The organism is Deinococcus radiopugnans ATCC 19172 (assembly GCF_006335125.1).
Lineage (GTDB): Bacteria > Deinococcota > Deinococci > Deinococcales > Deinococcaceae > Deinococcus > Deinococcus radiopugnans.
Genome location: NZ_VDMO01000001.1, coordinates 277,292 through 300,918, shown reverse-complemented (window position 1 = coordinate 300,918; position 23,627 = coordinate 277,292). Strand labels below are relative to the sequence as shown.

Sequence of the window (23,627 nt, the reverse complement as noted above, 5' to 3'; positions counted from 1 at the left end):
CCCGAAACGGTCACCGGAAGCAAGTCTCGCTGCTCAGAACTTAAAGGGTGGCCCGTAAATACAGTGATTCCAGCCGGAATCGATGGAGGAAGAGCATGACCAACGTCAGCGATTTTGTGATTGACCGCATTCAGCAGTGGGGCGTCACCCGCGTCTTCGGCTTTCCCGGCGACGGCATCGGGGAATTTGACGGTGCGCTGGGCCGCGCCGACCGCCAGGGTGAGGGCCTGAAATACGTCCGGCCCACCCACGAGGAAATCTGCGCCCTGATGGCCACCGCGCACGCCAAGTTCACCGGCGAGGTGGGGGTGTGCATCGCCACCTCCAGCCCCGGCGGCTTCCACATGCTCAACGGCCTGTACGACGCCAAGATGGACAACCAGCCGGTGGTGGCCATCGTGGGGCAGCAGGGGCTGAACTCGCTGGGCACCTTCACGCAGCAGGAAAACAATCTGGAACGCACGTTCGCCGACGTGGCGTGCTACGTGCAGACCATCGTGTCGCCCGAACAGGCGCAGGCCGTGGTGGACACCGCCTTCCGCACCGCCCGCACCCGGCTGGCCCCCGCCGTGATCATCCTGCCGCACGACGTTCAGGGCATGGACATGCAGCAGCCGGGCCGCGAACACTGGGTCTCGCGCAGCAGCGCCGTGGCGCCGTCCACGGCCATCACGCCGCCGGACGAGGAACTGAAAAAGGCCGCCGCCATCCTGAACGCCGGCAAGAAGGTGGTGCTGATGGTGGGCCACGGCGCGAACGGAGCCACCGACGAGGTCTTGAAGGTGGCCGAACTGACCGGCGCGGGCATTATCACGGCCCTGCGCGGCAAGCAGGTGGTGCCCAGTGACGTGCCGTACCACACCCAGCAACTGGGCCTGCTGGGCTCACGGCCCAGCCTGGAGATGATCAAGGACTGCGACACCCTGCTGCTGCTGGGCACCAACTACCCCTACGCGCAGTTCCTGCCCAAGACCGGACAGGCGCGGGCGATTCAGGTGGATCTCAAACCCGAGCAGATGGGCCTGCGCTACCCCACCGAGCTGAACCTGTGGGGCGACGTGAAGGCCACGCTGACGGCGCTGATGCCCTACCTGGAGGCCACCACCGATCTGGAGTGGCAGCAGGGCGTCAGCCGGGGCATGGTGGAGTGGGAACAGGAGATGACCGCGCAGGCCGAGACGGAATACGAGAAACTCAACCCCCGTCTGGTCTTTCACGAGCTGAACCGGCGGCTGCCTCCGCAGAGCATCGTCACCTGCGACGCGGGCACCACCGCCGACTGGTACGGCCACCACATCCGGCTGCGGCGCGGCATGATGGGTGACCTGTCGGGGCTGCTGGCCACCATGCTGGCGGCCATGCCCTACGCCACGGCGGCCAAATTCGCCTACCCCGAACGCCCGGTGATCTGCACCATCGGCGACGGCGCGTTCCAGATGCTGGGCATGAACGAGCTGATCACCATTAAGAAGTACATGGACGGCTGGGACAACCCGCAGTTCATCATCCTGGTGCTGCACAACGACGATCTGGAGCAGGTGTCGTGGGAGATGCGCACCGAGGACGGCAACCCGCTGTGGGACGGCTCGCAGGACGTGCAGAGCGTGGACTACGCCGGGTACGCCGAGCTGCTGGGGTTCAAGGGCATCCGACTGAAGAAGGGCGACGACGTGGGGGCCGCCTGGGACGAGGCCTTCGCGCACCGCGGCGTGACCCTGATCGACGCCTACACCAGCAAGAACGTGCCGCCGCTTCCCGCGCACATCAGCCTGGAATACGCGGTCAACACGGCCAAGGCGCTGCTCAAGGGTGACCCGGAGGAGGGCAACGTGATCGTCGACTCGGCCAAGGCGCTGGTCACCGAGGGCGTCTCGCGGGTCAAGGGCGCGCTGCACATCGGGCAGGACGAGAAAGAAAAAGATGAATGACGCCCGGGTCACGCGGCTGTCCGTCCGAGCCTATAGCGTCCCCACGCTGGCTGAGGCCGAGACGGACGGCACCGCCCGCTGGGACAGCACCGGCGTCCTGATCGTGACGGTGGAGGCGGGCGGCAAAACCGGGCTGGGCTACGCCTACGCCGACGCGGCGGCCGCCGGGGTGGTTCAGCGCACGCTGTGGCCGCTCGTGCAGGACCAGGACGCGCTGGACACGGCGCGCCACTTCTGGACGATGGCCGGGGCCGTCCGCAACCTGGGCTGGCCGGGCATTGTGGCGGGCGCAATCTCGGCGGTGGACGTGGCGCTGCATGATCTGAAGGCGCGGCTGTTGGACGTCCCCCTCGTGCAGCTGCTGGGCGGCGCACGCCAGAGCGTGATGGCCTACGGCAGCGGCGGCTTCACCAGCTACAGCATTGAACAGCTGGAAAAGCAGCTCGGCGGCTGGGCACAGCAGGGCCTCAAGGCCGTCAAGATGAAAATTGGCAGCCGTCCCGAAAATGACCTGAAGCGCGTCCAGGCTGCCCGCGCCGCCATCGGCAACGGTGTGGCGCTGTTCGTGGACGCCAACGGTGCCTACAGCCGCAAGCAGGCGCTGGGCTTCGCCGAGAAATTTGCCGATCTGAACGTTTCGTGGTTCGAGGAGCCCATCTCCAGCGACGATCTGGCGGGGCTGCGGCTGCTGCGAGACCGTGGCCCTGGCGGCATGCAGATCGCGGCGGGTGAGTACGGCTATACGCCCACCGACTTTCATCACCTGCTGGCGGCGGGGGCAGTGGACACCCTGCAGGCCGACGGCACGCGCTGCGGCGGCGCAACGGGCTTTCTGAACGCGGCGGCCCAGGCCCAGGGCGCGAATGTTCCCTTAAGCGCCCACACCGCCCCGGCCCTGCACGCCTCACTGGCCTCCGCGCTGCCTAACGTGGTGAACGTGGAGTATTTCTTTGACCACATCCGCATTGAAAGCATGTTCTTTGACGGCGTTCCCGAACTCAGGGACGGCTCTCTTTACCCAGACCGCAGCCAGCCGGGCCTGGGCCTGACGTTCAAGGCGGCGGAGGCCCAATCCTATCTACAGAGCGAATGGAGGTCATCATGACCAGAAGTAAAAGACCGAGAATCGTTGTCGTCACGGGCGCCAGTGCCGGGGCGGGCCGCGCGGTGGCCGTGGCGTTCGGCAAGCGTGGCGACACCGTGGCGTTAATCGCACGCGGCCGGGCCGGGCTGGAAGGCGCGAAAACCGAGGTGGAATCGGCGGGCGGCCAGGCCCTCGTCGTGCCGTGCGACGTGGCCGACGCCGACGCGGTGGAGGCGGCCGCCGAACGCATCGAAACCGAACTCGGCCCCATCGACGTGTGGGTCAACGTCGCCATGACCGGGGTGTTCAGCTACGTCAAGGACATGAAGCCGGAGGAATACAAACGCGTCACCGAGGTCAATTACCTGGGCTTCGTCTACGGCACGCTGTCGGCCCTGCGGCGGATGCTGCCGCGCGATTCGGGGCGGATCATCCAGTTCGGCTCGGCGCTGGCGTACCGGGGCATTCCCCTGCAAAGCGCGTACTGCGGCAGCAAGCACGCCATCCAGGGCTTCTGCGACTCGCTGCGGGCCGAACTCCTGAGCGAGAACAGCAAAGTCACGGTCAGCATGGTGCAGATGCCCGCCATCAACACGCCGCAGTTCGACTGGCTTAGGACGCGCATGCCGCGCAAGGCCCAGCCCGTGCCGCCGATTTTCCAGCCCGAGATTCCCGCCGCCGCCATCCTGTACGCCGCCGACACCGGACGCCGTGAGATCTTGGTGGGCGCGTCGACGTGGGTGGCGGTGTGGGGCAACAACATTCTGCCCGCCGTGGGCGACTGGTATCTGGCAAAGACCGGCATCAATGGCCAGATGACGGGTCAGGCCCAGCCCGCAGACGCGCCCGACAACATGTTCCACCCGCTGGACGACGACCGGGACTGGGGCATGCACGGACGGTTCGACGACAGGGCCAGGACCACCAGCTGGCAGCTGCCGCTGGACGAGCACCGCGCGTTGTTCGCCGGGGCGCTGGCGGTGGCGGCGGCAGGCGTCTGGGGGTTGAGCCGTGCGCTCCGCAAATAAAGTTGCCACTGTCGCCACCGTCACGGCGCTGGCCTCGCTGGCGGTCATCAGCGCGCGCCAGCTTGATCTGATTCACCACCTGCCGGAGCTGCCGGGCAAGGTGTTTCAATCCAACAAGCTGACCACCTCCGAGGCCAGCAAGGTGCTGGGCCTGCCGGACGGGCCGCTGGGCCTGGGCAGCTACGCGCTGACGCTGCTGCTGGTGGCGCGCGGCAGTTCGCTCGCGAAATACAAGGTGGGCCTTGACCTGCTGTACGCCGTGTCGCGTTCAGGCGGCACGTACCTCAAGAAGAAGCAACTGTGCGGCTGGTGCCTGGTGGCGCTGGGCGCGAGCGCGGTGAGCACGGCGGCGCTGTGGAGGTCAGATGACGCAGATGACTAGGCTGGAACAACGGCTGGAAAACGACGTGAAGGTCATCCTGCGCGACGTGAACCACGGGCGGTTCGAGCGGAGCATGGCCGGGGTCACGGCGGTCAGCGCCCTGCTGGTGTGCGCCGAGGTGTACTACGAGCATTACAAGGGGAGCTTTGGCAACCGCGTGATGTGGTCTCCGATCATCGTCACGCCGCCGATCGTGGCCGCCGGCATCGCGGGCATCTTCAGCCGGCGGGCGGCGAAAACGGCGCTGCCCGCCGCCTCGCTGCTGTACATGCTGACCGGGGCGGTGGGGCTGGTGATGCACGCCCGCGGCGTGGCCCGCAAGCCGGGCGGCTGGCGCTTCGCGGCCTACAACCTGGTGATGGGGCCGCCGGTGATCGCGCCGGGGCTGTTCGCGATGGTGGGCGGCATGGGCCTGCTGGCCTCGCTGGTGCGGCGTGAGGGCGAAGATGACGACTAAGACGCGTCCTGACGTTTCCCCCTTCCGCTCGGCAGATCACCTGCCCAAGCGGCGCGGCGGCCAGGCGCCCGATCCGGCGTACCTGCCGCGCCAGCGTGCCGGCGTGACGCCGCAGATGCACGGGCGCTACCCCGATTTCGACATCCTCTCGCAAGAGGACGCCTGGGACGAGGTGACGCGCCGGGTGGTCTTGAAGCGGCTGGAGCCTTACGGCGAGCCGCAGTTCTTCAGCGCGGACGAGTGGCGCACGCTCAGCGCCTTCTCGGACGTGCTGCTGGCCCAGCACAGCGCGCCAAAAGTGGACGTGCTGGCGCATGTGGACGCCAAGCTGGCGGCAGCGCGCGGCGGCGGCGTCAACGGCTACCAGTACGATGACCTGCCCAGCGAGCAGGAGACGTGGCGGCGCTCGGCGGCGGGGCTGGACGAGACGGCGCAGGCACGCGGGGCCGCCGACTATGCCGAGGCCCCCACCGAAGTCCAGGCCGCGATCCTGAGCGACTTCATGGATGGCCGGCTGCGGGGCGGCGCCTGGGCCGGCATGAACGTCGTGCGGGCCTTCCAAGTCATCGCGGGTGACCTGCTGGAAGGGTATTACAGCCACCCGTGGGCCTGGAACGAGATTGGCTTCGGCGGCCCGGCCTACCCGCGCGGTTACATGCGGCTGGGCATGGCGCTGGACGAGGACGGCGATCAGCGCGAACCGTGGGAGAAGCCGGAAACACGCGACATCGATGCCGCCCTGCTGAAAGACAACGAGGCCCATCTGGGCAGCAAGGTCAGGGCCGAGGAGCCGGTCAACCTCGACTGGCTCAAGACGGAGGCCGCCCGCGCCGCACAAGTGGCGGCCGAACTCGCCGCCAACCCCCGCCCGTTCCGGGCCAACAGCTACAAGCGGCTGCTGAAGGGGGCCATTCAGCCGCGGGAGAACGACAGCTTCCGCCTGCTGCATGTCCACAGGCGGGCCGTGCCGCAGGAGAACATGCGGCGCTATGCCGACGACGACGAGGTGGATCTGCTGATCGTCGGCGCGGGCGCGGGCGGCGGGGTGCTGGCGCAGCGCATGGCCCGCGTGGGCTGGCGGGTGGTGGTGCTGGAGGGCGGCCCCTTCTGGGATCCCGATGCCGACTGGGTCAGCGACGAGGCGGCCTCGCACCACATCTACTGGAACGGCAAACGCATCATCGGCGGCAACGATCCGGTGGCGCTGGGCAAGAACAACAGCGGCCACGGCGTCGGCGGCAGCATGGTGCATTACGCGGGGTACGTGCCGCGCTTTCACCCGTCGGACTTCATGACGCAGTCGCTGGACGGCGTGGGGGCCGACTGGCCCATCAGTTACTGGGACGTGACGCGCCACTACGAGGCCTGCGAGACCGAACTGCCCGCCGCCGGGCAGGACTGGCCGTGGGGCCACGTCCACCGCTACACCCACAGCCCGCACCCGATCAGCGGCGCGGCGGAGCGGCTGATCGTCGGGGCCGGTAAATTCGGCATGGCCATGCGCGTCGGTCCGGTGGGCATCGCCAACGGCACTTTCGGCAACCGCCCGCACTGCATCTACCGGGGCTTTTGCCTGCAGGGTTGCAAGGTGAATGCCAAGGGCAGCCCGCTGGTCACCCACATTCCCGACGCCATCGAGCACGGCGCGGAAATCCGGGCCAACAGCACGGCGCTGCGGGTGCTGATGGACGGCGCGCGGGCCACCGGCGTGGAGTACGTCAAAGGCGGCCAGATTCGCCGTCAGCGGGCCAGACGGGTGGCAGTGGCCGGCTACGCCATCGAGTCGCCGCGCCTGCTGCTCAACAGCGCCCAAAAGGACTGGGAGGACGGCGTGGGCAACCGCTTTGACCAGGTGGGCCGCTACGTGATGGTGCAGGGCGCGCCGGTGGTGATGGGCCGCTTTCCCGAGATGCTGCGCACCTACAAGGCCCCGCCGCCCGAGGTCAGCACTGAGCAGTTCTACGAGACCGACGCGGGCCGGGACTTCAAGCGCGGCTTCTCGATTCAGACCACCGGGCCGCTGCCGATTGGTTTCTCGCACAGCATTCTGGGTGAGGGCCACTGGGGCGACGCGCTGCGCGAGTACGGGCGCGACTACAACCACTGGGCCAGCCTGGGGGGCCTGTGCGAGTTGCTGCCGCACCCGGACAACCGCGTGACGCTGGCAGACGTAACCGATCACCACGGCCTGCCGGTGGCCCGCTTTGACCACTCGCTGCACGACAACGACAAGAAGAACATCGCCTACGCCAAGCGGTTTATCCGGGGGCTGCTGGAGCAGTCCGGGGCGCAGGACATCATCGCCGTGGACCGCTTCGCCCACCTGATCGGCGGCAACCGCATGGGCTTTGGCCCCCAGGACAGCGTGGTGAATTCGGACCACAAGGTCTGGGGCACCGAGAACCTGTTCGTGACCGACGGCAGCGCCTGTCCCACCCAGGGCAGCGCCAACCCCGCGCTGACCATCATGGCCCTGAGTTCGCGGCTGGGCGAGCGCTTCAGCCGCAATCAGGTGCCGGACGATCAGCCCACGCCGCAGCCCAGACGCCAGAAAGACCGGGCGGAACTGTTCGGGCCGGTGGGGTAGGGGCCGGACAAGACAGAAAGCAGAGAACCCTGCCCATCATCCCCAGCGCTCAAGGAGAATTCATGTCCACATCCCCAAATTCCGACATCGGCAAACTGGTCTGGGCCATTCCCGAAGGCTGGATTCCCGGCTGGAGCCACGGCCCCGAACCGGAGCTGCTGTCGCACGAGGCGGCCTGCATCCTGAATCCCAATGACCGCGACGCGCACGTGGAACTCACCGTCTACTTCGAAGATCGCGAACCGATCGGGCCGTACCGGCTGACCGTGGGCGCGCGGCGCACGCTGCACCAGCGCTTCAACACCCTGACGGATCCGGAGCCGATTCCGGTCAGCACCGCCTACGCCTCGGTGATTCGCTCGGACACGCCGGTCATCGTGCAGCACACCCGGCTGGATTCGCGTCAGGCCGAGAACGCGCTGCTCAGCACCATCGCCTACACCGAATGACCCCAGGCCCCTCCCGGCCACGTCCCCCCGAACAGCTGTGGCTGGAACACTACGGCCTGATCGGTGACCTGCGCAGCGCCGCCCTGATCGGCGCGGACGGCAGCGTGGCGTGGCTGTGCCTGCCGCAGCTGGACAGTCCCAGCGTGTTCGGGGCGCTGCTTGGTCCGGGGGCCGGATTCTGGCGGCTCCAGCCAGCGGATCATGCCGGGCTGGGCACCCAGCGCTACTGGCCGGGCAGCAACGTGCTGGACACGCTGTTCAGCGTGCCCGGCGGAACGGTCACCGTGACGGATTTCATGCCGCTGGGCAGCGACGCGCTGCAAACCGACGTGGGGCACCTGCGCCTGATCCGGCGCGTGACGGTCGCGGGACAGGCCACTGCCGTCACCTCGGATTTCGCGCCGCGTCCAGGCTACGGGCAGGCCGCCAGGCTGGGAGAAGAGGAGGGCGGCCTGCGGTTTACACGGGGCCAGCAGTCTTGGTTTCTGTGGGGCAGCCAGCCTCACGTCCCTGACAGGCACGCCGCCCAGGCGCATTTCACGCTGTCGCCCGGCGAGGAGGCGTGGTTTGCCGTCGCCGAGCAACCGCTGCACCTGGAGCCGGAAGTGCTGGCCGAGTGCCTGGCCGACACCCACCGCACCTGGACGAACTGGCTGGCGGCGGGGCAGACGCGGCGCACGCTGGGCGATCATCCCCACCGCGAACTCGAACAGCGCTCGGCGCTGGCCCTCAAGCTGCTGAGCGCACCGGACGGGGGCATCGTGGCGGCGGCCACCACGTCGCTGCCCGAGGTGCTGGGGGGCAGCCGCAACTGGGACTACCGCTACTGCTGGCTGCGCGACAGCACCTTCACGGCCCAGGCGCTGCACCATCTGGGCCACCGCGAGGAGGCCGCCGATCTGCTGAAGTGGTTTCAGCGGGCCAGCCGGCGCGCCAGCCCCCGACAGCTCAAGATTGCCTACACCGTCGCCGGAATGCCGGTGCCCCCGGAACGCTCCCTGAAGCTTGCGGGCTACCGGGGTTCACGCCCGGTTCACGTGGGCAATGGGGCACGCAACCAGCGGCAACTGGACGTGTACGGCGAGGTGATCTCGGCCTACTTCGACGGGCTGCGCGTCGGCCAGACGGAAATGGAGGACGCCGTGTGGCAGGAGATCAGCGGGCTGGCCGGCGCGGTGTGCGGGCTGTGGAGCAAGCCCGACAAGGGCATCTGGGAGGCGCGAAAGCCAGGGCAGCACCACACCTACAGCAAACTGATGTGCTGGGTGGCGCTCGACCGCGCGGTGCGGATGGGCGAGCAGTGCGGGCGCACGGTGCCGCCGCGCTGGAAGAGGGAGCGGGGCGCCGTGCGGGGGGCCATTCTGGACAAAGGCTTCAATCCCGAGCTGAACAGCTTTACCCAGACCTTCGGCGGCACGGCGCTGGACGCCACCGCGCTGATGATCCCGGTCATGGAGTTTTTGCCACCGGACGACCCGCGGGTGCTGGGCACGCTGGAGGCGGTGCGCCAACACCTGGCCGACGGCGCATTGGTGCGGCGCTACACCACCGACGACGGCCTGGGCGGCCAGGAGGGGTACTTCCTTCTGTGCAGCTTCTGGCTGATCAGCGCCGAGGCGCTGTGCGGTCAGGTGGAGCTGGCCCGGCAGCACCTGGACGAGCTGATCGGGCACGTCTCGCCGCTGGGCCTGCTGGCCGAGGAAATCACGCCCGACGGTCAGCACCTGCTGGGCAATTTCCCGCAGGCGTACAGCCACGTCGGCCTGATCAACGCGCTGGCTTACCTGCAAGACGCGCAGGGCAAGCTGACAGCGGAAACAGCCGGACACGGCTCCGGCCAGCCGCTGAGCGGACGGGGCAAGAGCCAGCAGATGGGCTGACGCCCTGCCTCCCTCCCAGCGCTTCTCCCCAATGCCTTCACCCCAGTGTCTCCACCCAAGGAAGTGATCCCCTGATGTCCCACGAAGCTGCTGGCCCCCGCCCTCTGCTGCCCACGCCGTTCCCATGACGCCCGTCAGCCCGATTCATCCGGACCCCCAGGCGCCCGAAGCGCCGGGCCGCCCTGGCGTGCCCCCCACCTGGACCAGCAGCGCCAAGGACGCCGTGACCGGCGCGCTGGGCGGGGGGCGGGTGCGCGCGGCGGTGGGTTTCGGGGTGGTCAACGAGGTGTACTGGCCGTCCAGCGGCGATCCCCAGGTGCGCGACCTGACCTTTCTCGTGGGGACCCCGGACGGCTGGGTGGACGTAAAGCGCGACTGCATCTATATCCTGACCCCCTGCGAGGACGGGCCGCTGATCGGCGTGGAACACCGTCTGGCAGATGATCCGACCTTCCGTCTGCGGCTGGAAATCATGCCGTCCATCGAGAACGATTCGTTGCTGATCGACTACGCACTGGAGGGCGGCGGCACGCTATACGCGCTGCTGGCCCCGCACCTGGCCGACTGCGGCCAGAACAACACCGCCTGGGTGCAGGACGGCATGCTGTACGCCACGCGCGACGACGCGGCACTGGCGCTGTCCTGCAGCGGCGGCTTCGGCGCCATGAGTGCCGGCTTCGTGGGGGTCAGCGACGGCTGGCAGGACTTTCACCAGCACGGCGGCATGACCTGGCAGTACGCGCGGGCCGAGGGCGGCAACGTGGCGCTGACCGGCGAGCTGAAGGAAAGTCGCGGCACCCTGGCGATGGCCTTCGCGCGGCATGCGGGCGGCGCGGCGATTCATGCGCGCGGCAGCCTTCAGCGCCCCTACCCGCAGCAACGCGCTGAATTCCTGAAAGCGTGGCAGACCTGGACGGGCCGCCTGCGCCTGCCGGCGGGAGGGGACGAGGAACGCGCCCGCGCCCGCCTGAGCGCGCAGGTCATCCGCGTTCACGAGGGCAGCGACTTCTCGGGAGCGATTGTGGCCAGCCTGAGCGTGCCGTTCGGACAGGCCCACAGTGACCTGGGCGGCTACCACCTGGTCTGGCCGCGCGACATGGTGGAGGCCGCCACCGGACTGCTGGCGGCAGGGCAGCCGCACGACACCCTGCGCAGCCTGAACTACCTGCTGGCCTGCCAATCACCGGACGGCCACTGGCCTCAGAATCTGTATCCCAACGGCGAGCCGTACTGGTCGGGCGATCAGCTCGACGAGACGGCTTTCGTGCTGCTGCTGATGGGCAAACTGCGCGAACTGGGGCTGGACACGGCCCTGCGCCCCGAGGCCCTGACCTGGGCCGCGCGGCGGGCGGCCGGCTACCTGGCCCGCAACGGCCCGGTCAGCCAGGAAGACCGCTGGGAGGAGAACAGCGGCGTCACCGCCTACACCCTGGGCCTGATGATCGCCGCGCTGGTGGCCGCCGGGCCGTGGCTGGACGCGGAGGAGGCCGACTACGCCCTGGCCCTGGCCGACGACTGGAACGCCCGCCTGGACGGCTGGTGTTATGTGACCGGTGACGACGCCCCGCTGGCCGGACAGTACGGTGTGGACGGGTACTACATCCGCATCGCGCCGCAGGCCGGCCCGCAGCCTGGGCGGCAGGAGGTGCCCCTTGCCAACACCGCTGGCCTGAAAGTGCAGGCAGGCGCACTGGTCAGTCTGGATTTCGGCTATCTGGTGCGCGTGGGGCTGCGCCGCGCCGACGACCGGCGCATTCTCGATACCCTGAAAGTGGTGGACGGCGAACTGCGTTACGACTCGCCGGCCGGCCCGCTGTACTACCGCTACCAGCACGACGGGTACGGCAACACGGCGGACGGCGGCCCGTACCTGGGCCAGGGCATTGGCCGGGCGTGGCCGCTGCTGGCCGGCGAGCGCGGGCATCTGGCGCTGCTCGCGGGCGAGTCGCCGCAACCCTACATCGATGCCATGCTGCATTCGAGCGGCCCCGGCGGCCTGTTTCCCGAACAGGTCTGGGACGCGCCTCCTACCAGACGGTTTCAGCCGGGCAAACCGGCGGGCAGCGCCATGCCATTGGTGTGGGCGCACGCCGAGTACCTGAAACTCCTGTGGGCGCGCGAACACGGCCAGCCTTATGAGGCGCTGCGGGCCGTGCAGGAGCGGTATCTGGCGGGTAAGCCTGTCCCCCAAATTCGTTTCTGGCGCACCGACGCCCCCGCCTTCGAGCTGCCCGCCGGCCTCGCCCTGCGGGTGGAAGACACCCGCCCCTTTACCCTGCACTGTGGATTCGGGGCGGCGGACGCCTGGGACAGCGTGCAGGAGCGCGGGGCACAGGCCGGCGTCTTCGGATTGTGGCGCGTGGAGTTCACGGCGCAGGAGTTGTCGAACCAGTCGGCGTTGAATTTCACCCGACGGTTTGAAGACGGCTGGGAAGGCCGCGACCACCGGGTCGTCTTGCGCGGCTGACTCAGGGCTGCCGCACGGTATCTGGCGCGACGACGCTGTAGGCGTCTGGCCCGAAATGTCCGCTGAGCTTCAGGAGCAGGACAGGGGCGGGGTGCTGCGCGTCCCACTGGTGCCGCTTGGACGAGTCGCGGTATGGATCGAGGGCGAGTTGGAACTCATCGACGCTGTGGGAGAGCTTGAAGTTCTGCACGCCGTTGTCGATCCGGAAGTCAAGCTGCCCTGATTTGGCCTGATTGATGTTGGTCTTCAGAACGATGCTGCCGCCGTCCAACCGCTCCCCTCCCGCCGTCTGTGAGAACCATTCGCTGAAGACAGGCATCACGAGGGCGTAAATGCCCTCCGGTGCGAAAGCGCCTGTGAAGGCCACTGCCCCCGTGTTGCCATTGGGTTCCAGGCGGGACAGAATCTCTCCCCCGTTGAGCTGCGGGCCAGATTTGCCCAGGGTCTCGAAATACACTTCATTGAGGATCCGCCAGTCCTGGGTTTCCAGAGCGATGCGCGCCTGCCCGACCTCAAGGATGGGATTGTTCCAGCCGCTCACGCGCACGTCCGCGCCTGTATTGGACAGACCGGCGAGCAACGTTCCCAGGCTCAGAAACGTCGTTCCATCCTGCGTCAGGGTGGTGTTCGGGGCTTGAGCGGTATTCAGCGGGTAGCTGGCCCTGGGCGCACCGGGAACCGTGACGGTGGCGCTGTCTGCTGGGCCGCTGAGCTTGCCTCCCGCCTTCTCAACAGCCTCTTTCAACTGCTGGAAATCCAGATAGCTGGACGCTCCGTAGTTTTCCGTGCGACTGTAGATGCTCTGCACCTGCGCCAGCCCCTGCGGCAGCGCGGAAAAGACAGCGGTGGCCAGCAGCGCGCTCAGCACCCCGGCCTTGCCCAGCGCCGGAGCGACATGCACGTCCAGCATCCCGCCGCTGACCTGCACGGGCGCGCCCAGTTCACGCAGGGTCTGACGCTCGGCTTCCTCGGCACTCAGGCCCGCAAGCCGAAACTCCTGGCAGCGCTCGGCAATGTGGCCTTCCAGCTCCACCCGTAGTTCCCGACGTGCCCGGCCCCACAGCCCGCGCGTGGCCTGCCTGACGTACTGTTCCGTCTGGTTCATGTCCTGCCTCCACGCAGGGTCCACAGCTTGCCCAGTTGCTGCGCGAAGGTCTGGAATTCGGCGCGGCGGACTGAGAGCTCACGCCCGCCGCTCTCGGTCAGGGTGTACGCCTTGACTTGGTTGCCGCTGCGCGGGCCGCTGGTGAACTCGCTGCGGACAAAACCCGCCTTTTCCAGCCGGTGCAGCGCCGGGTACAGGCTGCCGACCTTCAGGTCAAAGTAGCCGTCGGTGGCGGTCTGGGCCAGTTTGCTGATCTCCAGACCGTACTTGGGGGTGCCCTGGATGATGCTCAGCAGGATCAGGTCAAGGTGACCGCGCAAGAGATTGGCGTCGGGTGAGGCGGGGGGCAGGCTGTTCATGGGTGGGCCTCCTGTGTATTGGATTGCTCTATCGCGTTTCTATACATTGAATGGGCAACCCACCAATGTCAAGCGCCACGGTCCTGCGTAACCCACTTCACGGTGCTGCACCGAATTCGTGCAGTACAAACTCACTTATGGCCCGCCCCCGCACCATTACCGATGAACAGATTGTGGAGGCCGCCCGCGAAGTGTTTCTGGAACAGGGGTTTGCCGCCACCACGGCCGAGATTGCCCGCCGCGCCGGGATTTCCGAGGGCACGCTGTTCAAGCGCTACGGCAGCAAGGAGGACCTGTTCGAGGCCGCCGTCGGCCTGCACGATCACGCCTACTGGCGCGCGGAACTGCTGGAGCGGCTGGGCCAGGGCGAGGTCCGGCGCAACCTGGAAGGGGCCTTCATGGCCCTGCTCAGGGAGGCGGCCGCGATCATTCCCAACCTGATGACTGTGCTGTCACGCGGTCACGATCCCGAACACAACCGGATTCTGGAGCGCCTGGGTAACCCGGTGCGCCAGGACGCCGACGTGATTGCCCAGTACCTGCGCGCCGAGCTGGAGCTGGGCCGGGTGCGCCCGCTGGACGCCGAGGTCACGGCCTTGAGCATCATGGGGGCCCTGACCACCTACGTCCATCAGGAACACATGATGCCTCAGACCGGACGCGAACCGATGGACGCCGGACGCTTCGTGCGCGGGCTGCTGGACCTGCTGTGGCCGGGGATGGCGCCATGAGGAACTTGCATCTGGCCCGGCCGCCAGGCCCACGGCGGCTGTCTGGAAGCCTCCTCCTTTGGAGGGTGGTCCGCCGGACGGGCAGGGTGTAGCATCTTGCCCGAAAGTAAGTGACCACTGCACAAACCTCGCTGACCGCTCGACCCGCCCGCCCTGCCTCCGCCCTCTGTTTGTTCGAGGTTCATTTCATGACACGACGTTTTCCCGCACTGTTTCTCACGGCGCTTCTGAGCCTGGGCCTGCCCACCACGGGACAGGCCCAGACCGCGCCGCCCCCCGTTCCCAGTCCCGCGCCGCCGCCCCTTCAGCAGACCCTTTCAGAGGTGCAGGAGCAGGCCGCGCCGCTCACGCTCAGCAGCGTCCTGACCCTGCTGCGGGGGTCACCCGGCTGGCAGTCGGCGGACCTGACGTACCGCGCCGCGCAGCTCGCGCTGGACAGCGCCCGCACCCGCGCGGGCCTGTCGCTGAGCGTGGGGGCCGACAGCAGCGTGGTTAAGGTGCCGTGGGACACCGGCGAGTGGCAGGGCAGCGCCACCCTGAATCTCGGCGCGTCCCTGAGCGTGCTGCCGTGGTCCCCCGCGCGTGAGGCGGTCCGCAGCGCCGAGCGGGCGCTGGCGGCGGCGGCCGTGGACCTGCGCAACAGCCGCGCCACGCTGACCATTCAGGCCACGCAGGCCTTTGCCGGGGCGCGCAGCGCCGTGACCGGGCTGGCCGGGGCCGAGGCGCAACTGGCCCTGAGCACCCGCCTGCGGGCCGTGGCCGACGAGCAGCGCGCCCAGAACCTGATCACCGTGGAGGCGGTTCTGGAGCGTCAAGCGGCCCTGGAGTCGGCGCAGGCGGCGCGCGATCAGGCGGCGCGAGGCGTCACGCTGGCGGCGGCCCAGCTGACCCGCGTGCTGGGCCGTCCCCTGGCCCTGCCCACGGACCCGGGCCGCGTGGGCGGCCTGCCCAACCTGACCCCCTCCGGTGACCTGGACACCCTGCTGGCCCGCGCCCTGAAGGCCCGCCCGGAGATCGCCCGGGCCGAGGTCTCGCTGGCCGACGCGCAGGCCGCGCTGGCCGCCGCCCAGCGCAGCGCCCGCCTGCCGGACCTGACGGCCGGCATCCGCGCCGGACAGCTCAGCGACGGCCAGGGCGGCTCCGGCAAGGTGGTCAGCGGCAGCCTGAACAGCAAGACCGGCGTGCTGGGCGTGCAGGCCAGCGTGCCCCTCAAGGACACCGGCGAGATCCCTGGTGGCATCGCCCTATCGCTGAGCGGCACCTACACGCTGCTGGGCGGCGCCGGGGCCGGCGAACTGGCGCAGGCTGTCCTGGGCGTGCAGCAGGCACAACTGGGCCTGAACACCGCCCGGCAGGGCGTGGAACTCGATGTTCGCACCCGCCTGTCGGGCTACCAGGATGAGCTGGGCGGCCTGACCAGCCTGGGGACCGCCCTGACGCGCGCCCAGACCGCGCTGGACAGCGCCCGAGCCCGCGTGGACGCCGGACTGGCGACGCCGCTGGACGTGGCGCAGGCCGAACTGGCCGTGACCCAGGCCCAGAACGCCGTGGAGGCCCAGGGGGCGGCGGTAGAGCTGGCCGCGCTGCAACTGTTGCAGGCGACGGGCGAGCTGGACCCGGTGCTGCTGGGCCAGCTTCCGGTGCTGCCCACGCCGACTGCGCCGCCAGCGGACGTCCAACCCACGCCAGCCCCCCTTCCCACCACACCATCCATCCCCGAATCCACCCCACCCACCGATGTCCCCGGAGGCCAACCATGACCACCCAACACCCCGTCCAGGCCCACGCGGCCCGTTTCCTGAGCGTGCTGCTCGCCCTGGGCCTGTCCACCACGCTGGGCCACGCCGCTGCGCAGGACGCCACCAAACTGACCCTGCAGGGGGCCGTGACCCGCGCCCTGGCGAGTGGGCCGGACGTGACCACCGCCCGCGCCAACCTGCAAAAGGCCCAGGCCAACCTGCGGGCGGTGCGGGCCGATCCCACCAGCATCATCACCACGCTGACCCAGGCCGAGCAGGACAACGCGGCGGCCGCCGTCACCCTGGACGGCACCAAGCTGAACGTCGCCCAGACCGTGATCTCGCAGTACCTCGCCGCCTACGAGGCTGGCGGACGCATTGCCCTGAACAGCGCGCAGGTGGCGCTGGACAAACGTAACCTGCAGATCGCCCAGGCGCGGCTGGCTGCCCGGGTGGCCACCCAGCTGGACGTCAACCGCGCCTCGACCAGCCTGAACAGCGACACCCAGGCCCTGACCGACGCGCAGGCGCAGCTGCCCGTCCTGAAAGCCGGACTGGCACGCACCCTGGGACTGCCCACCGGCACGGCCCTGACGCTGGTCGATCCGCCCGCACTGCCCAAACTGGACGTCAGTCTGGCCACCTTGCAGGCGGGACTCGAAAAACGCCTGCCGTCGCTGAGTCAGGCGGCCAGTGGCCTGAGCTTCGCCGCGCTGCAGGTCCGGCTGGCCGACAACGATTACACGCCGGCCCGCACCCTGGAAGACGCCCGCACAGCACAGGCCAACGCGCAGCGCAGCCTGGACGACGCCGTCAAGGCCGCCTCCACCGGCGTGCGTGACGCCTACCGCGCGGTGCAGAACGCCCAGGAACAGGTCGATATCGCCCGTCAGCAGAGCACCAACGCCCAGACCACCCTGACCCAGGCCCGTGCCCGGCTGAAGGCCGGCACCGCCGCCGCCGTGGAAGTGCAGCAGGCCGAGGTTCAGGCGCAGCAGGCCAGCTTCGCCGTCACCCAGGCACAGGGCGGCCTGTGGCGGGCCCTCGCGGCGCTGGGGGCAGCCTCCGGCGTGGACGTGACCGGACTGGCAAAATGAGACGGCTGACTGTCTTTCTGACGCTGCCCCTGCTGCTGGCCGCGTGTTCGCAGCCGGCCGAGGAGGGCAAGCCCGCCGGCAACGACCTGACCACCGCCCCGGCCAAGTCCACGGTGCTGAATGTGCAGGTGGTCGCGGCGAAAAAAGGCACCCTGAACGTCCAGCGCAGCGCCAGCGCGATCATCACGGCGCAAAAGGATTCACAGGTGGCCACCCAGAGCGGCGGCACGGTGACGCGGGTGCTGGCCGAGGAGGGCGAGCAGGTGAGCGCCGGGGCCGTGGTGGTGCAGCTCGACGACACCGGGCAGCAACAGGCGCTGGACAATGCCCGCCTGCAGCTGCAGCAGGCCCAGATCAACCTGCAGCAGACCCGCGACGCCACGGCCAACGCCAGCGCCTCGCTCACGGCGGCCGTGACCTCTGCCGAGGCCACACTGGCCCAGGCGCGGCAGAACGCCCAGAGCGCCGAGACGCTGTACGGCCTGGGGGGCATCAGCCTGGCCGACCTGCAGGCGGCGCGGGCCACGCTCGCGCAGGCCCAGTCGGGCCTGTCGGCGGCGAGGAACAACCTGGAGCAGAACGGACGCAGCGCCCAGGGCAGCGTGCCCCTGCAGCAGGTGGCGCTGGAAACCGCGCAGGCGGGCGTCCGGCAGGCCGAGGAGAATCTGGCCCGCACCGCCGTCAAGGCGCCCTTCGCGGGCATTGTGGCCAACATCAGCGCGAAGGTAGGTGAATTCGCCGGACAGGGCACCCCGGTGTTCCGGCTGGTGGACCCCGGCAGCATCCGCGCCAAGTTCAGCGTGCCCAGCAGCGACGCCTTCGCGCTGACCGACGGCACCAAGCTCAACCTGGGCTACGGCGGCGTCAACTACGTCGCCACCGTGCAGGGCAGCCCCGGCATTGCCGGCACGGACCGTCTGGTGCCCATCACCGCGCGCATTCAGGGCGGCGAGCAGTTGCCGGTGGGTGCGGCGGCGCAGGTGCGTTACCGCGCCGATCTGGGCAGCGGCGTGCTGGTGCCCAGCAGCGCTGTGCAGGTGGACGGCGGCGAGACGGCGGTGTTCGTGGCCGCCGGCGGCAAGGCCGAGCGCCGGGTGGTGGGCGTGATCGCCGAATCCGGCGGCCGGCTGGCCATCAGCGGCATCGACCCCGGCCAGAGCGTGATCGACCCGCTGCCCGCCAGCCTTCAGGACGGCGCGGCCATCACGGTGGACGGGGCGGCCAGGCCGGAGGCCGGCGCAGCGGAGGACAGCGGCGCGCAGGGTGACACGCCATGAGCACCCACGAATCCGGCGAGCTGAACGCCCCGCGCGGCACGCTGCCCGACGGCACGCCCGAGCCGGTGATCAATCCCTTCGTGCGCTTCAGCGTGCGCAACTACGTCTTTTCCATCGGCATCTTCGTGCTGGTGGCGCTGCTGGGGCTGGTGTCGGTGTTCCGGCTGGGCGTGGAACTGCTGCCCAATTTCGAGGTGCCGGTGCTGGCCGTCAGCACGGCCTACCCCGGCGCGAACCCCGATCAGGTCGACCGTGAAGTCAGCCGCAAGATTGAGGACGCGGTCAGCACCCTGGCAGGCGTGGTGGACATCAACACCACCTCGGTCAGCAACCAGTCGGCGGTGATCATCACCTTCTCGGACGAGACCGACATCGACTCGGCGGCCAACAGCGTGTCGCAGGCGGTGGCCGCCATCCGCGGCGCCCTGCCCGGCAGCGCCGAGGCGCCGGTGGTGCAGAAGTTCGATCCCAACGCCACCCCGATCCTGTCGCTGGCCCTGCTGGGCGGCAGCGCCCGGCCCGACGACGTGACCGCCTACGCCGAGGACACCCTGGTTCCGCGGCTGGAGCGCGTCGAGGGCGTGGCCGACGTGAATCTGTCGGGCGGGCCAGAGCGCAAGATCCAGGTGCTGCTCGATCCGGCCCGGCTGCAGAGCTACAACCTGAGCCCCGCGCGCGTCACCGGGGCCATCAATGGCTCCGCGCTGGACCTGCCGGCCGGCACGCTGACGCAGGGCGGCAGCACCACCGGCTTCAGCACCCGCAACACGCCGCGCAGCGCCGCCGACGTGGGCCGCATCATCGTCGATCCGGCCAGCGGCCTGCGCGTCAACGACGTCGCCAGCGTGCGTGACGGCAGCGCGTCGGCCACCTCGTTCGCGCGGGTCAACGGTCAGCCGGCTGTACTGCTGTCGGTGCGCAAGGCCTCGGGCACCAACTCGGTGGCCGTGACCGACAATGTGCTGGCGGCCATGAAAGAACAGCGGCTGCCGGACGGCTACAGCCTCAAGCTGGCCAGCGACACCACCCGCGAGACGCGCGCCACCGTCTCGGACACCTTCAAGGAATTCCTGATCGCGGTGGGCGCGGTGGGCGTGATCTGCCTGCTGTTCCTGGGCCGCCTGAACACGGTCTTCGCGGTGATTCTCGCCATTCCCATCTCGATCAGCGCCGCGCCGCTGCTGTTCGGAGTGCTGGGCTTTACCTTCAACATCATCTCGCTGCTGGCGATCATCGTGGCCATCGGCATCGTGGTGGACGATTCCATCGTGGTGGCCGAGAATGTGCAGCGCTACCGCGACATGGGCTACAGCCCGGTGCGCAGCGTGCTGCTGGGGGCCAGCGAGGTCTTCTCGGCCGTGACCGCCGCGTCGTTCTCGCTCCTGGCCGTGCTGATCCCGCTGAGCTTTTTCCCCGGCATCCTGGGCCAGTTCTTCAGCCAGTTCGGGCTGGGCATCGCGGCGGCCATCACGCTGTCGTGGCTGGAGAGCCTGCTGTTCCTGACCGTCCGCATGACCTACACCACCGAGACCAGGCCGGTGGCGTGGCGCGATCTGCCGGGCATTTTCGCGCGCCTGCCGGAGCTGTTCCGCCGCTCGCTGGTGGGGGTCCGGACGCTGCCCGGCCTGCTGGCCCTGGCGCTGGGCGGCGCCCTGGCCGCGGTGGCCCTGTCGCGCACGGGCCTGCCGCTGCCCGTGACCCTGGCGCTGTCGGTGGTTCTGGCACCCGTCTTCCTGACCCTGCTGCGTTACGTTCTGACGGTGCTGTACGCCGTGCTGGAAGCACTGACCGGCACGCTGCACGGCGTCACCATCAATGCCGTGATGCGCACCGCCCGCGCCTACGCCCGCAGCCTGGGCGCGGCGCTGCAACGGCCCTGGCTCGTCATGCTGGCCGCCCTGGCCTTCATGGGCAGCGTCGCGCTGATCGCCCCCAGACTGGGCTTCGCCTTCGTGCCGCAGACCGACAGCGGCATCCTGAACGTGGACCTGAAACTGCCGGTGGGCACCGATCTGGCCACCACCAACGCCCTGACCCGCCAGATCGAGAACACGCTGCTGGCGCGCGACGAGGTCCGGCTGGTGCAGACCAGCGTGGGCACCGGCAGTCTGGTGGGCGGCAACAGCGCCAACACGTCCAGCCTGACGCTGACCCTGGTGCCCAAGGAGGAGCGGCCCGGCATCGACGCCCTGAGCGCCGGGTACCGCAAACAACTGGCGCCGCTGGTCGCCAACCGCCCCGGCGCCGAACTGACGGTGGCCTCCCAGCAGGCCGGTCCCGGCGGCAGCGCCGACATGACGCTGGCGCTGACCGCCCCCAGCCAGGCCCTGCTGCTGGACCGCAACCGCGAGCTGGTGCGCCTGCTGCGCCAGGACCCGAACATCCGGACCGTGGGGAGCAGCCTGAGCGCCACCACCCAGGAACGCACCTTCGTGCCCGACGCCACCCGCCTGTCCGGCACCGGCCTGAGCGCCAGCGACGTGGCCCAGGCGCTACGCACCTACAACGACGGCGCGGTGGCGGGCAGCGTGCGTGACGGCGATCAGAGCGTGGACATCGTGGTGAGGCTGGACCCTGCGCTGATCCGTGACGAGCAGAGCCTGCTGTCCCAGACGGTCTACTCGCCGGCGCTCAACGCCAACCTGCCGCTCAGCGGGCTGGGCACCTTCCAGGTGGGTCAGGCTCCGGCCACCCTGAGCCGGCTGAACAAGGCCTACACCGCCACGCTGGACATCAACCTGATCCAGGGCGGCCCCAACCCGTTCGCGTACCAGGCGGAACTCGAAAAGCGCGTGGCCGACGCCGGACTGCTCTCGGACGGCGTGACGCTGGGCAACGCCAGCGCGTTCGGCAGCGCGGGCCTGACCCAGGATCTGGTGTTTTTCGGGCCGATCATCATGATCGCCTCGGTGCTGCTGACCTATCTGGTGCTGGGCAGCCAGTTCAACTCGTTCCGCTACCCCATCTACCTGCTGCTGCCGGTGCCGCTGGCCGTGGTGGGCGCGCTGTGGACGCTGGGCCTGTTCGGGGTCAACCTGGACGTGATCACGGTGCTGGGCATGGTGATCCTGCTGGGCCTGTCCACCAAGAATTCCATCCTGTACCTGGAATTCGTCACCGAGCGCGCCCGCAGCCTGCCGCTGCGCGAGGCGCTGATCGAGGCCGCCGAACTGCGCTTTCGCCCCATCCTGATGACCACCCTGACCGTGCTGGTGATCAGCATCCCGCTGATTCTGGGCCAGGGCGACGGCGCGGAGTTCCGCCGCGGCCTGGGCATCGTGATTCTGGGCGGCGTGGTGACCAGCACGCTGCTGACCTTCTACGTGGTGCCCACCGTGTTCTGGCAGTTCGAGCGCCGCCGGGTCCGGCCGGACGCCACGGCGGCGGTGAGCGGCACGCTGGCGCACGGCGACTGATCCCCCTTCAAAGTTGAGAGGCCCCTTCCGGCAAAGAAGGGGCCTCTCGCTTTCCCAGGTCTAGCGGATCGGGTCGATCTCCGACAGCGAGGTGGACGCCGACTCGATGCGCTGCGAGCGGGCCTGCCCCACGATCTTGCCGTCCAGCGAGTGCTGGGCCATCACGATGGTCTGGCACAGCAGCAGCAGCGAGGCGCTGACGCTGGGGCTCAGCACCCGTAGTCGGCCCGCGCGCAGCAGCACGCCCTGGTCCCCGTCGGTCAGGATCAGGACGTGCGGCCCCACCAGCAGCCCGGCGCTGTGCGGGTACGGCCAGGACCGCGCGCGGCAGGCCATCAGTTCCTGCCGCCAGGCGTCGGTGTTCTCGGCGTGTTCCTCGCCCTGGCCCGCCCGTTTGGCCCCCTGGCTGAGCTGCGTGATCAGGGTGCGGATCAGTTCCCCGGAGTCGTCGGTTACCCGGCGCAGGGCCGAGACCAGTTCCGTGCGGCCCACGTCGCCGCCGTGCCAGTTTTCCGTCAGCGTCAAGAGCGTTTGCATGTCCTGTGATTCGTCCATAGGCTGACCTCCGGGGTGCCAGACCAGGTTGCGGCCCGTCCGGCGACTCTAGAGTATCTGCAACGGGCCGCGCGCGCAGCCGGCGGGATCGGTCCCCGCCTTGCCGGCTCCTTTGCCGTAGAGTCTGACTGACCTATGCCCTTCCCCGACCTCTTCGACGCGGCCACCAACGACGCCTATATGCCCAGCCGCCGCGTGCCGGACGCCGACGCCCTCGTCGCGGCCTGGGCGCGGAACAGCGCCGCCGTGCGCGAGGCGTGCGCGCCCCAGCAACTGGCCTACGGTGCGGGCGAACACGAGCGGCTGGACGTGTTCAGCCCTGAAGGCGCGGTGCGGGCCACCTTGCTGTTCATTCACGGCGGCTACTGGCAGGCGTTCTACAAAGACACCTTCTCGTACCTGGCCCCGCCGCTGCTGGGGGCTGGTCTGCGCGTGGCGATCATCAGCTACGACCTGACCCCGGCGGTGACGCTCTCACGCATCGTGGATCAGGCCCGCCGCGCCACGGCGTTTGTCGCCGCACAGTTTGCGGGGCCGCTGGTGGTGGCCGGACATTCCGCCGGGGGCCACCTGGCCGCCATGATCCACGCCACCGACTGGGCCGCCGAGGGCCTGCCCGGGGTCACGCTGGCGGGGGGCGTCGGCATCAGCGGCCTGTACGATCTGGGGCCGCTGCGCCGCACCGAGTTGCAGCCGGCCCTGCAGCTCTCGGAGAAGGAGGCGCGTGCCCTGAGCCCCGCGTTCCTGCATCCCACCAGCGCCGCACCGTTTATCGCGGCGGTGGGGGCAGACGAATCGGCAGCCTTTCTGGGACAGTCGCTGGCCCTGGCCCAGGCCTGGCCCGGCGTGGTGGGGGGCGTCCGGCAGCTGCCGGGCCGTCATCATTTCGATGCGCCGGACGAGTTGCCCCGACTGGCCCTGGAGCTGCTGGGCCAGAACGGAGGCACGCCAGACCCCTGAATCAGCCCGGAAGACTGAGCCAACCCAGCCTCCCCAGACCAGCCCTGGATGGTCCTGGACGCCACCCACGAAATAGCACCCCCTTTGACAGTCGCGCAGGCCTCCGGTGCCCAGACTGGGGGCAGG

At 69.2% G+C, this 23,627-nt stretch carries 18 protein-coding genes; 15 read left to right on the top strand and 3 right to left on the bottom strand.

The window, feature by feature from the left end; genetic code table 11:
• The first annotated feature begins 95 nt into the window (after window positions 1–95).
• The 9 genes from FHR04_RS01235 (at window position 96) to FHR04_RS01195 (ending at window position 12,262) form a co-directional block, all read left to right on the top strand.
• Complete coding sequence (locus FHR04_RS01235; protein WP_139400125.1) at window positions 96–1,928, top strand: thiamine pyrophosphate-requiring protein; 1,833 nt, start codon at window positions 96–98, stop codon at window positions 1,926–1,928.
• Window positions 1,921–3,033: an enolase C-terminal domain-like protein gene (locus FHR04_RS01230; protein ID WP_139400124.1), complete on the top strand. Its 1,113-nt coding sequence runs from the start codon at window positions 1,921–1,923 to the stop codon at window positions 3,031–3,033. Before FHR04_RS01235 ends, FHR04_RS01230 begins: the two co-directional genes overlap by 8 nt.
• Window positions 3,030–4,040, top strand: coding sequence for an SDR family oxidoreductase (locus tag FHR04_RS01225; protein ID WP_139400122.1), 1,011 nt, complete (start codon window positions 3,030–3,032; stop codon window positions 4,038–4,040). Before FHR04_RS01230 ends, FHR04_RS01225 begins: the two co-directional genes overlap by 4 nt.
• Window positions 4,024–4,422 (top strand): hypothetical protein, encoded by a 399-nt coding sequence (locus tag FHR04_RS01220; RefSeq protein WP_139400120.1) that lies wholly within the window; start codon window positions 4,024–4,026, stop codon window positions 4,420–4,422. The genes FHR04_RS01225 and FHR04_RS01220 overlap by 17 nt, the downstream gene beginning before the upstream one ends.
• Window positions 4,406–4,879, top strand: coding sequence for a hypothetical protein (locus FHR04_RS01215; RefSeq protein ID WP_139400118.1), 474 nt, complete (start codon window positions 4,406–4,408; stop codon window positions 4,877–4,879). Before FHR04_RS01220 ends, FHR04_RS01215 begins: the two co-directional genes overlap by 17 nt.
• Window positions 4,869–7,466 carry a GMC family oxidoreductase gene (locus tag FHR04_RS01210; RefSeq protein WP_139400116.1) on the top strand — a complete coding sequence of 866 codons (2,598 nt, stop codon included), beginning with the start codon at window positions 4,869–4,871 and terminating at the stop codon, window positions 7,464–7,466. The genes FHR04_RS01215 and FHR04_RS01210 overlap by 11 nt, the downstream gene beginning before the upstream one ends.
• Before the next feature lie 62 nt (window positions 7,467–7,528).
• A complete protein-coding gene (locus FHR04_RS01205) occupies window positions 7,529–7,915 on the top strand; it encodes a sensory rhodopsin transducer (protein ID WP_139400114.1) in 387 nt (128 codons plus the stop codon).
• Window positions 7,912–9,795, top strand: coding sequence for a glycoside hydrolase family 15 protein (locus tag FHR04_RS01200; RefSeq protein ID WP_139400112.1), 1,884 nt, complete (start codon window positions 7,912–7,914; stop codon window positions 9,793–9,795). The genes FHR04_RS01205 and FHR04_RS01200 overlap by 4 nt, the downstream gene beginning before the upstream one ends.
• Before the next feature lie 124 nt (window positions 9,796–9,919).
• Window positions 9,920–12,262 carry a glycoside hydrolase family 15 protein gene (locus FHR04_RS01195; RefSeq protein ID WP_139400110.1) on the top strand — a complete coding sequence of 781 codons (2,343 nt, stop codon included), beginning with the start codon at window positions 9,920–9,922 and terminating at the stop codon, window positions 12,260–12,262.
• Window position 12,263: 1 nt separating this feature from the next.
• Here FHR04_RS01195 and FHR04_RS01190 read toward each other — a convergent pair whose 3' ends face one another.
• Window positions 12,264–13,367: a permease prefix domain 1-containing protein gene (locus FHR04_RS01190; protein WP_139400108.1), complete on the bottom strand. Its 1,104-nt coding sequence runs from the start codon at window positions 13,365–13,367 to the stop codon at window positions 12,264–12,266.
• Window positions 13,364–13,726: a PadR family transcriptional regulator gene (locus tag FHR04_RS01185; protein WP_139400106.1), complete on the bottom strand. Its 363-nt coding sequence runs from the start codon at window positions 13,724–13,726 to the stop codon at window positions 13,364–13,366. The genes FHR04_RS01190 and FHR04_RS01185 overlap by 4 nt, the downstream gene beginning before the upstream one ends.
• A gap of 137 nt (window positions 13,727–13,863) precedes the next feature.
• Between FHR04_RS01185 and FHR04_RS01180 the strand changes: the two genes are divergently transcribed.
• The 5 genes from FHR04_RS01180 to FHR04_RS01160 all read left to right on the top strand — a co-directional run bounded on the left by FHR04_RS01180 (window position 13,864) and on the right by FHR04_RS01160 (window position 21,986).
• Window positions 13,864–14,457 (top strand): TetR/AcrR family transcriptional regulator, encoded by a 594-nt coding sequence (locus FHR04_RS01180; RefSeq protein WP_139400104.1) that lies wholly within the window; start codon window positions 13,864–13,866, stop codon window positions 14,455–14,457.
• Window positions 14,458–14,645: 188 nt separating this feature from the next.
• The gene (locus tag FHR04_RS01175; RefSeq protein WP_139400102.1) at window positions 14,646–16,217 is read left to right on the top strand and encodes a TolC family protein; all 1,572 of its coding nucleotides are present in this window, start codon (window positions 14,646–14,648) and stop codon (window positions 16,215–16,217) included.
• Window positions 16,214–17,293 carry a TolC family protein gene (locus tag FHR04_RS01170; protein WP_139400100.1) on the top strand — a complete coding sequence of 360 codons (1,080 nt, stop codon included), beginning with the start codon at window positions 16,214–16,216 and terminating at the stop codon, window positions 17,291–17,293. The genes FHR04_RS01175 and FHR04_RS01170 overlap by 4 nt, the downstream gene beginning before the upstream one ends.
• Complete coding sequence (locus FHR04_RS01165; RefSeq protein WP_139400098.1) at window positions 17,290–18,570, top strand: efflux RND transporter periplasmic adaptor subunit; 1,281 nt, start codon at window positions 17,290–17,292, stop codon at window positions 18,568–18,570. Before FHR04_RS01170 ends, FHR04_RS01165 begins: the two co-directional genes overlap by 4 nt.
• Entirely contained in the window at window positions 18,567–21,986 is a 3,420-nt protein-coding gene (locus FHR04_RS01160) for an efflux RND transporter permease subunit (protein WP_139400096.1), read from the top strand. Before FHR04_RS01165 ends, FHR04_RS01160 begins: the two co-directional genes overlap by 4 nt.
• 60 nt (window positions 21,987–22,046) lie before the next feature.
• Here FHR04_RS01160 and FHR04_RS01155 read toward each other — a convergent pair whose 3' ends face one another.
• Entirely contained in the window at window positions 22,047–22,541 is a 495-nt protein-coding gene (locus FHR04_RS01155) for a hypothetical protein (protein WP_139400094.1), read from the bottom strand.
• Between the two features lie 135 nt (window positions 22,542–22,676).
• Here FHR04_RS01155 and FHR04_RS01150 point away from each other — a divergent pair, with 135 nt between their 5' ends.
• On the top strand, window positions 22,677–23,501 hold the full coding sequence (locus FHR04_RS01150; RefSeq protein ID WP_139400093.1) for an alpha/beta hydrolase: 825 nt from the start codon (window positions 22,677–22,679) through the stop codon (window positions 23,499–23,501).
• Window positions 23,502–23,627: the final 126 nt, after the last annotated feature.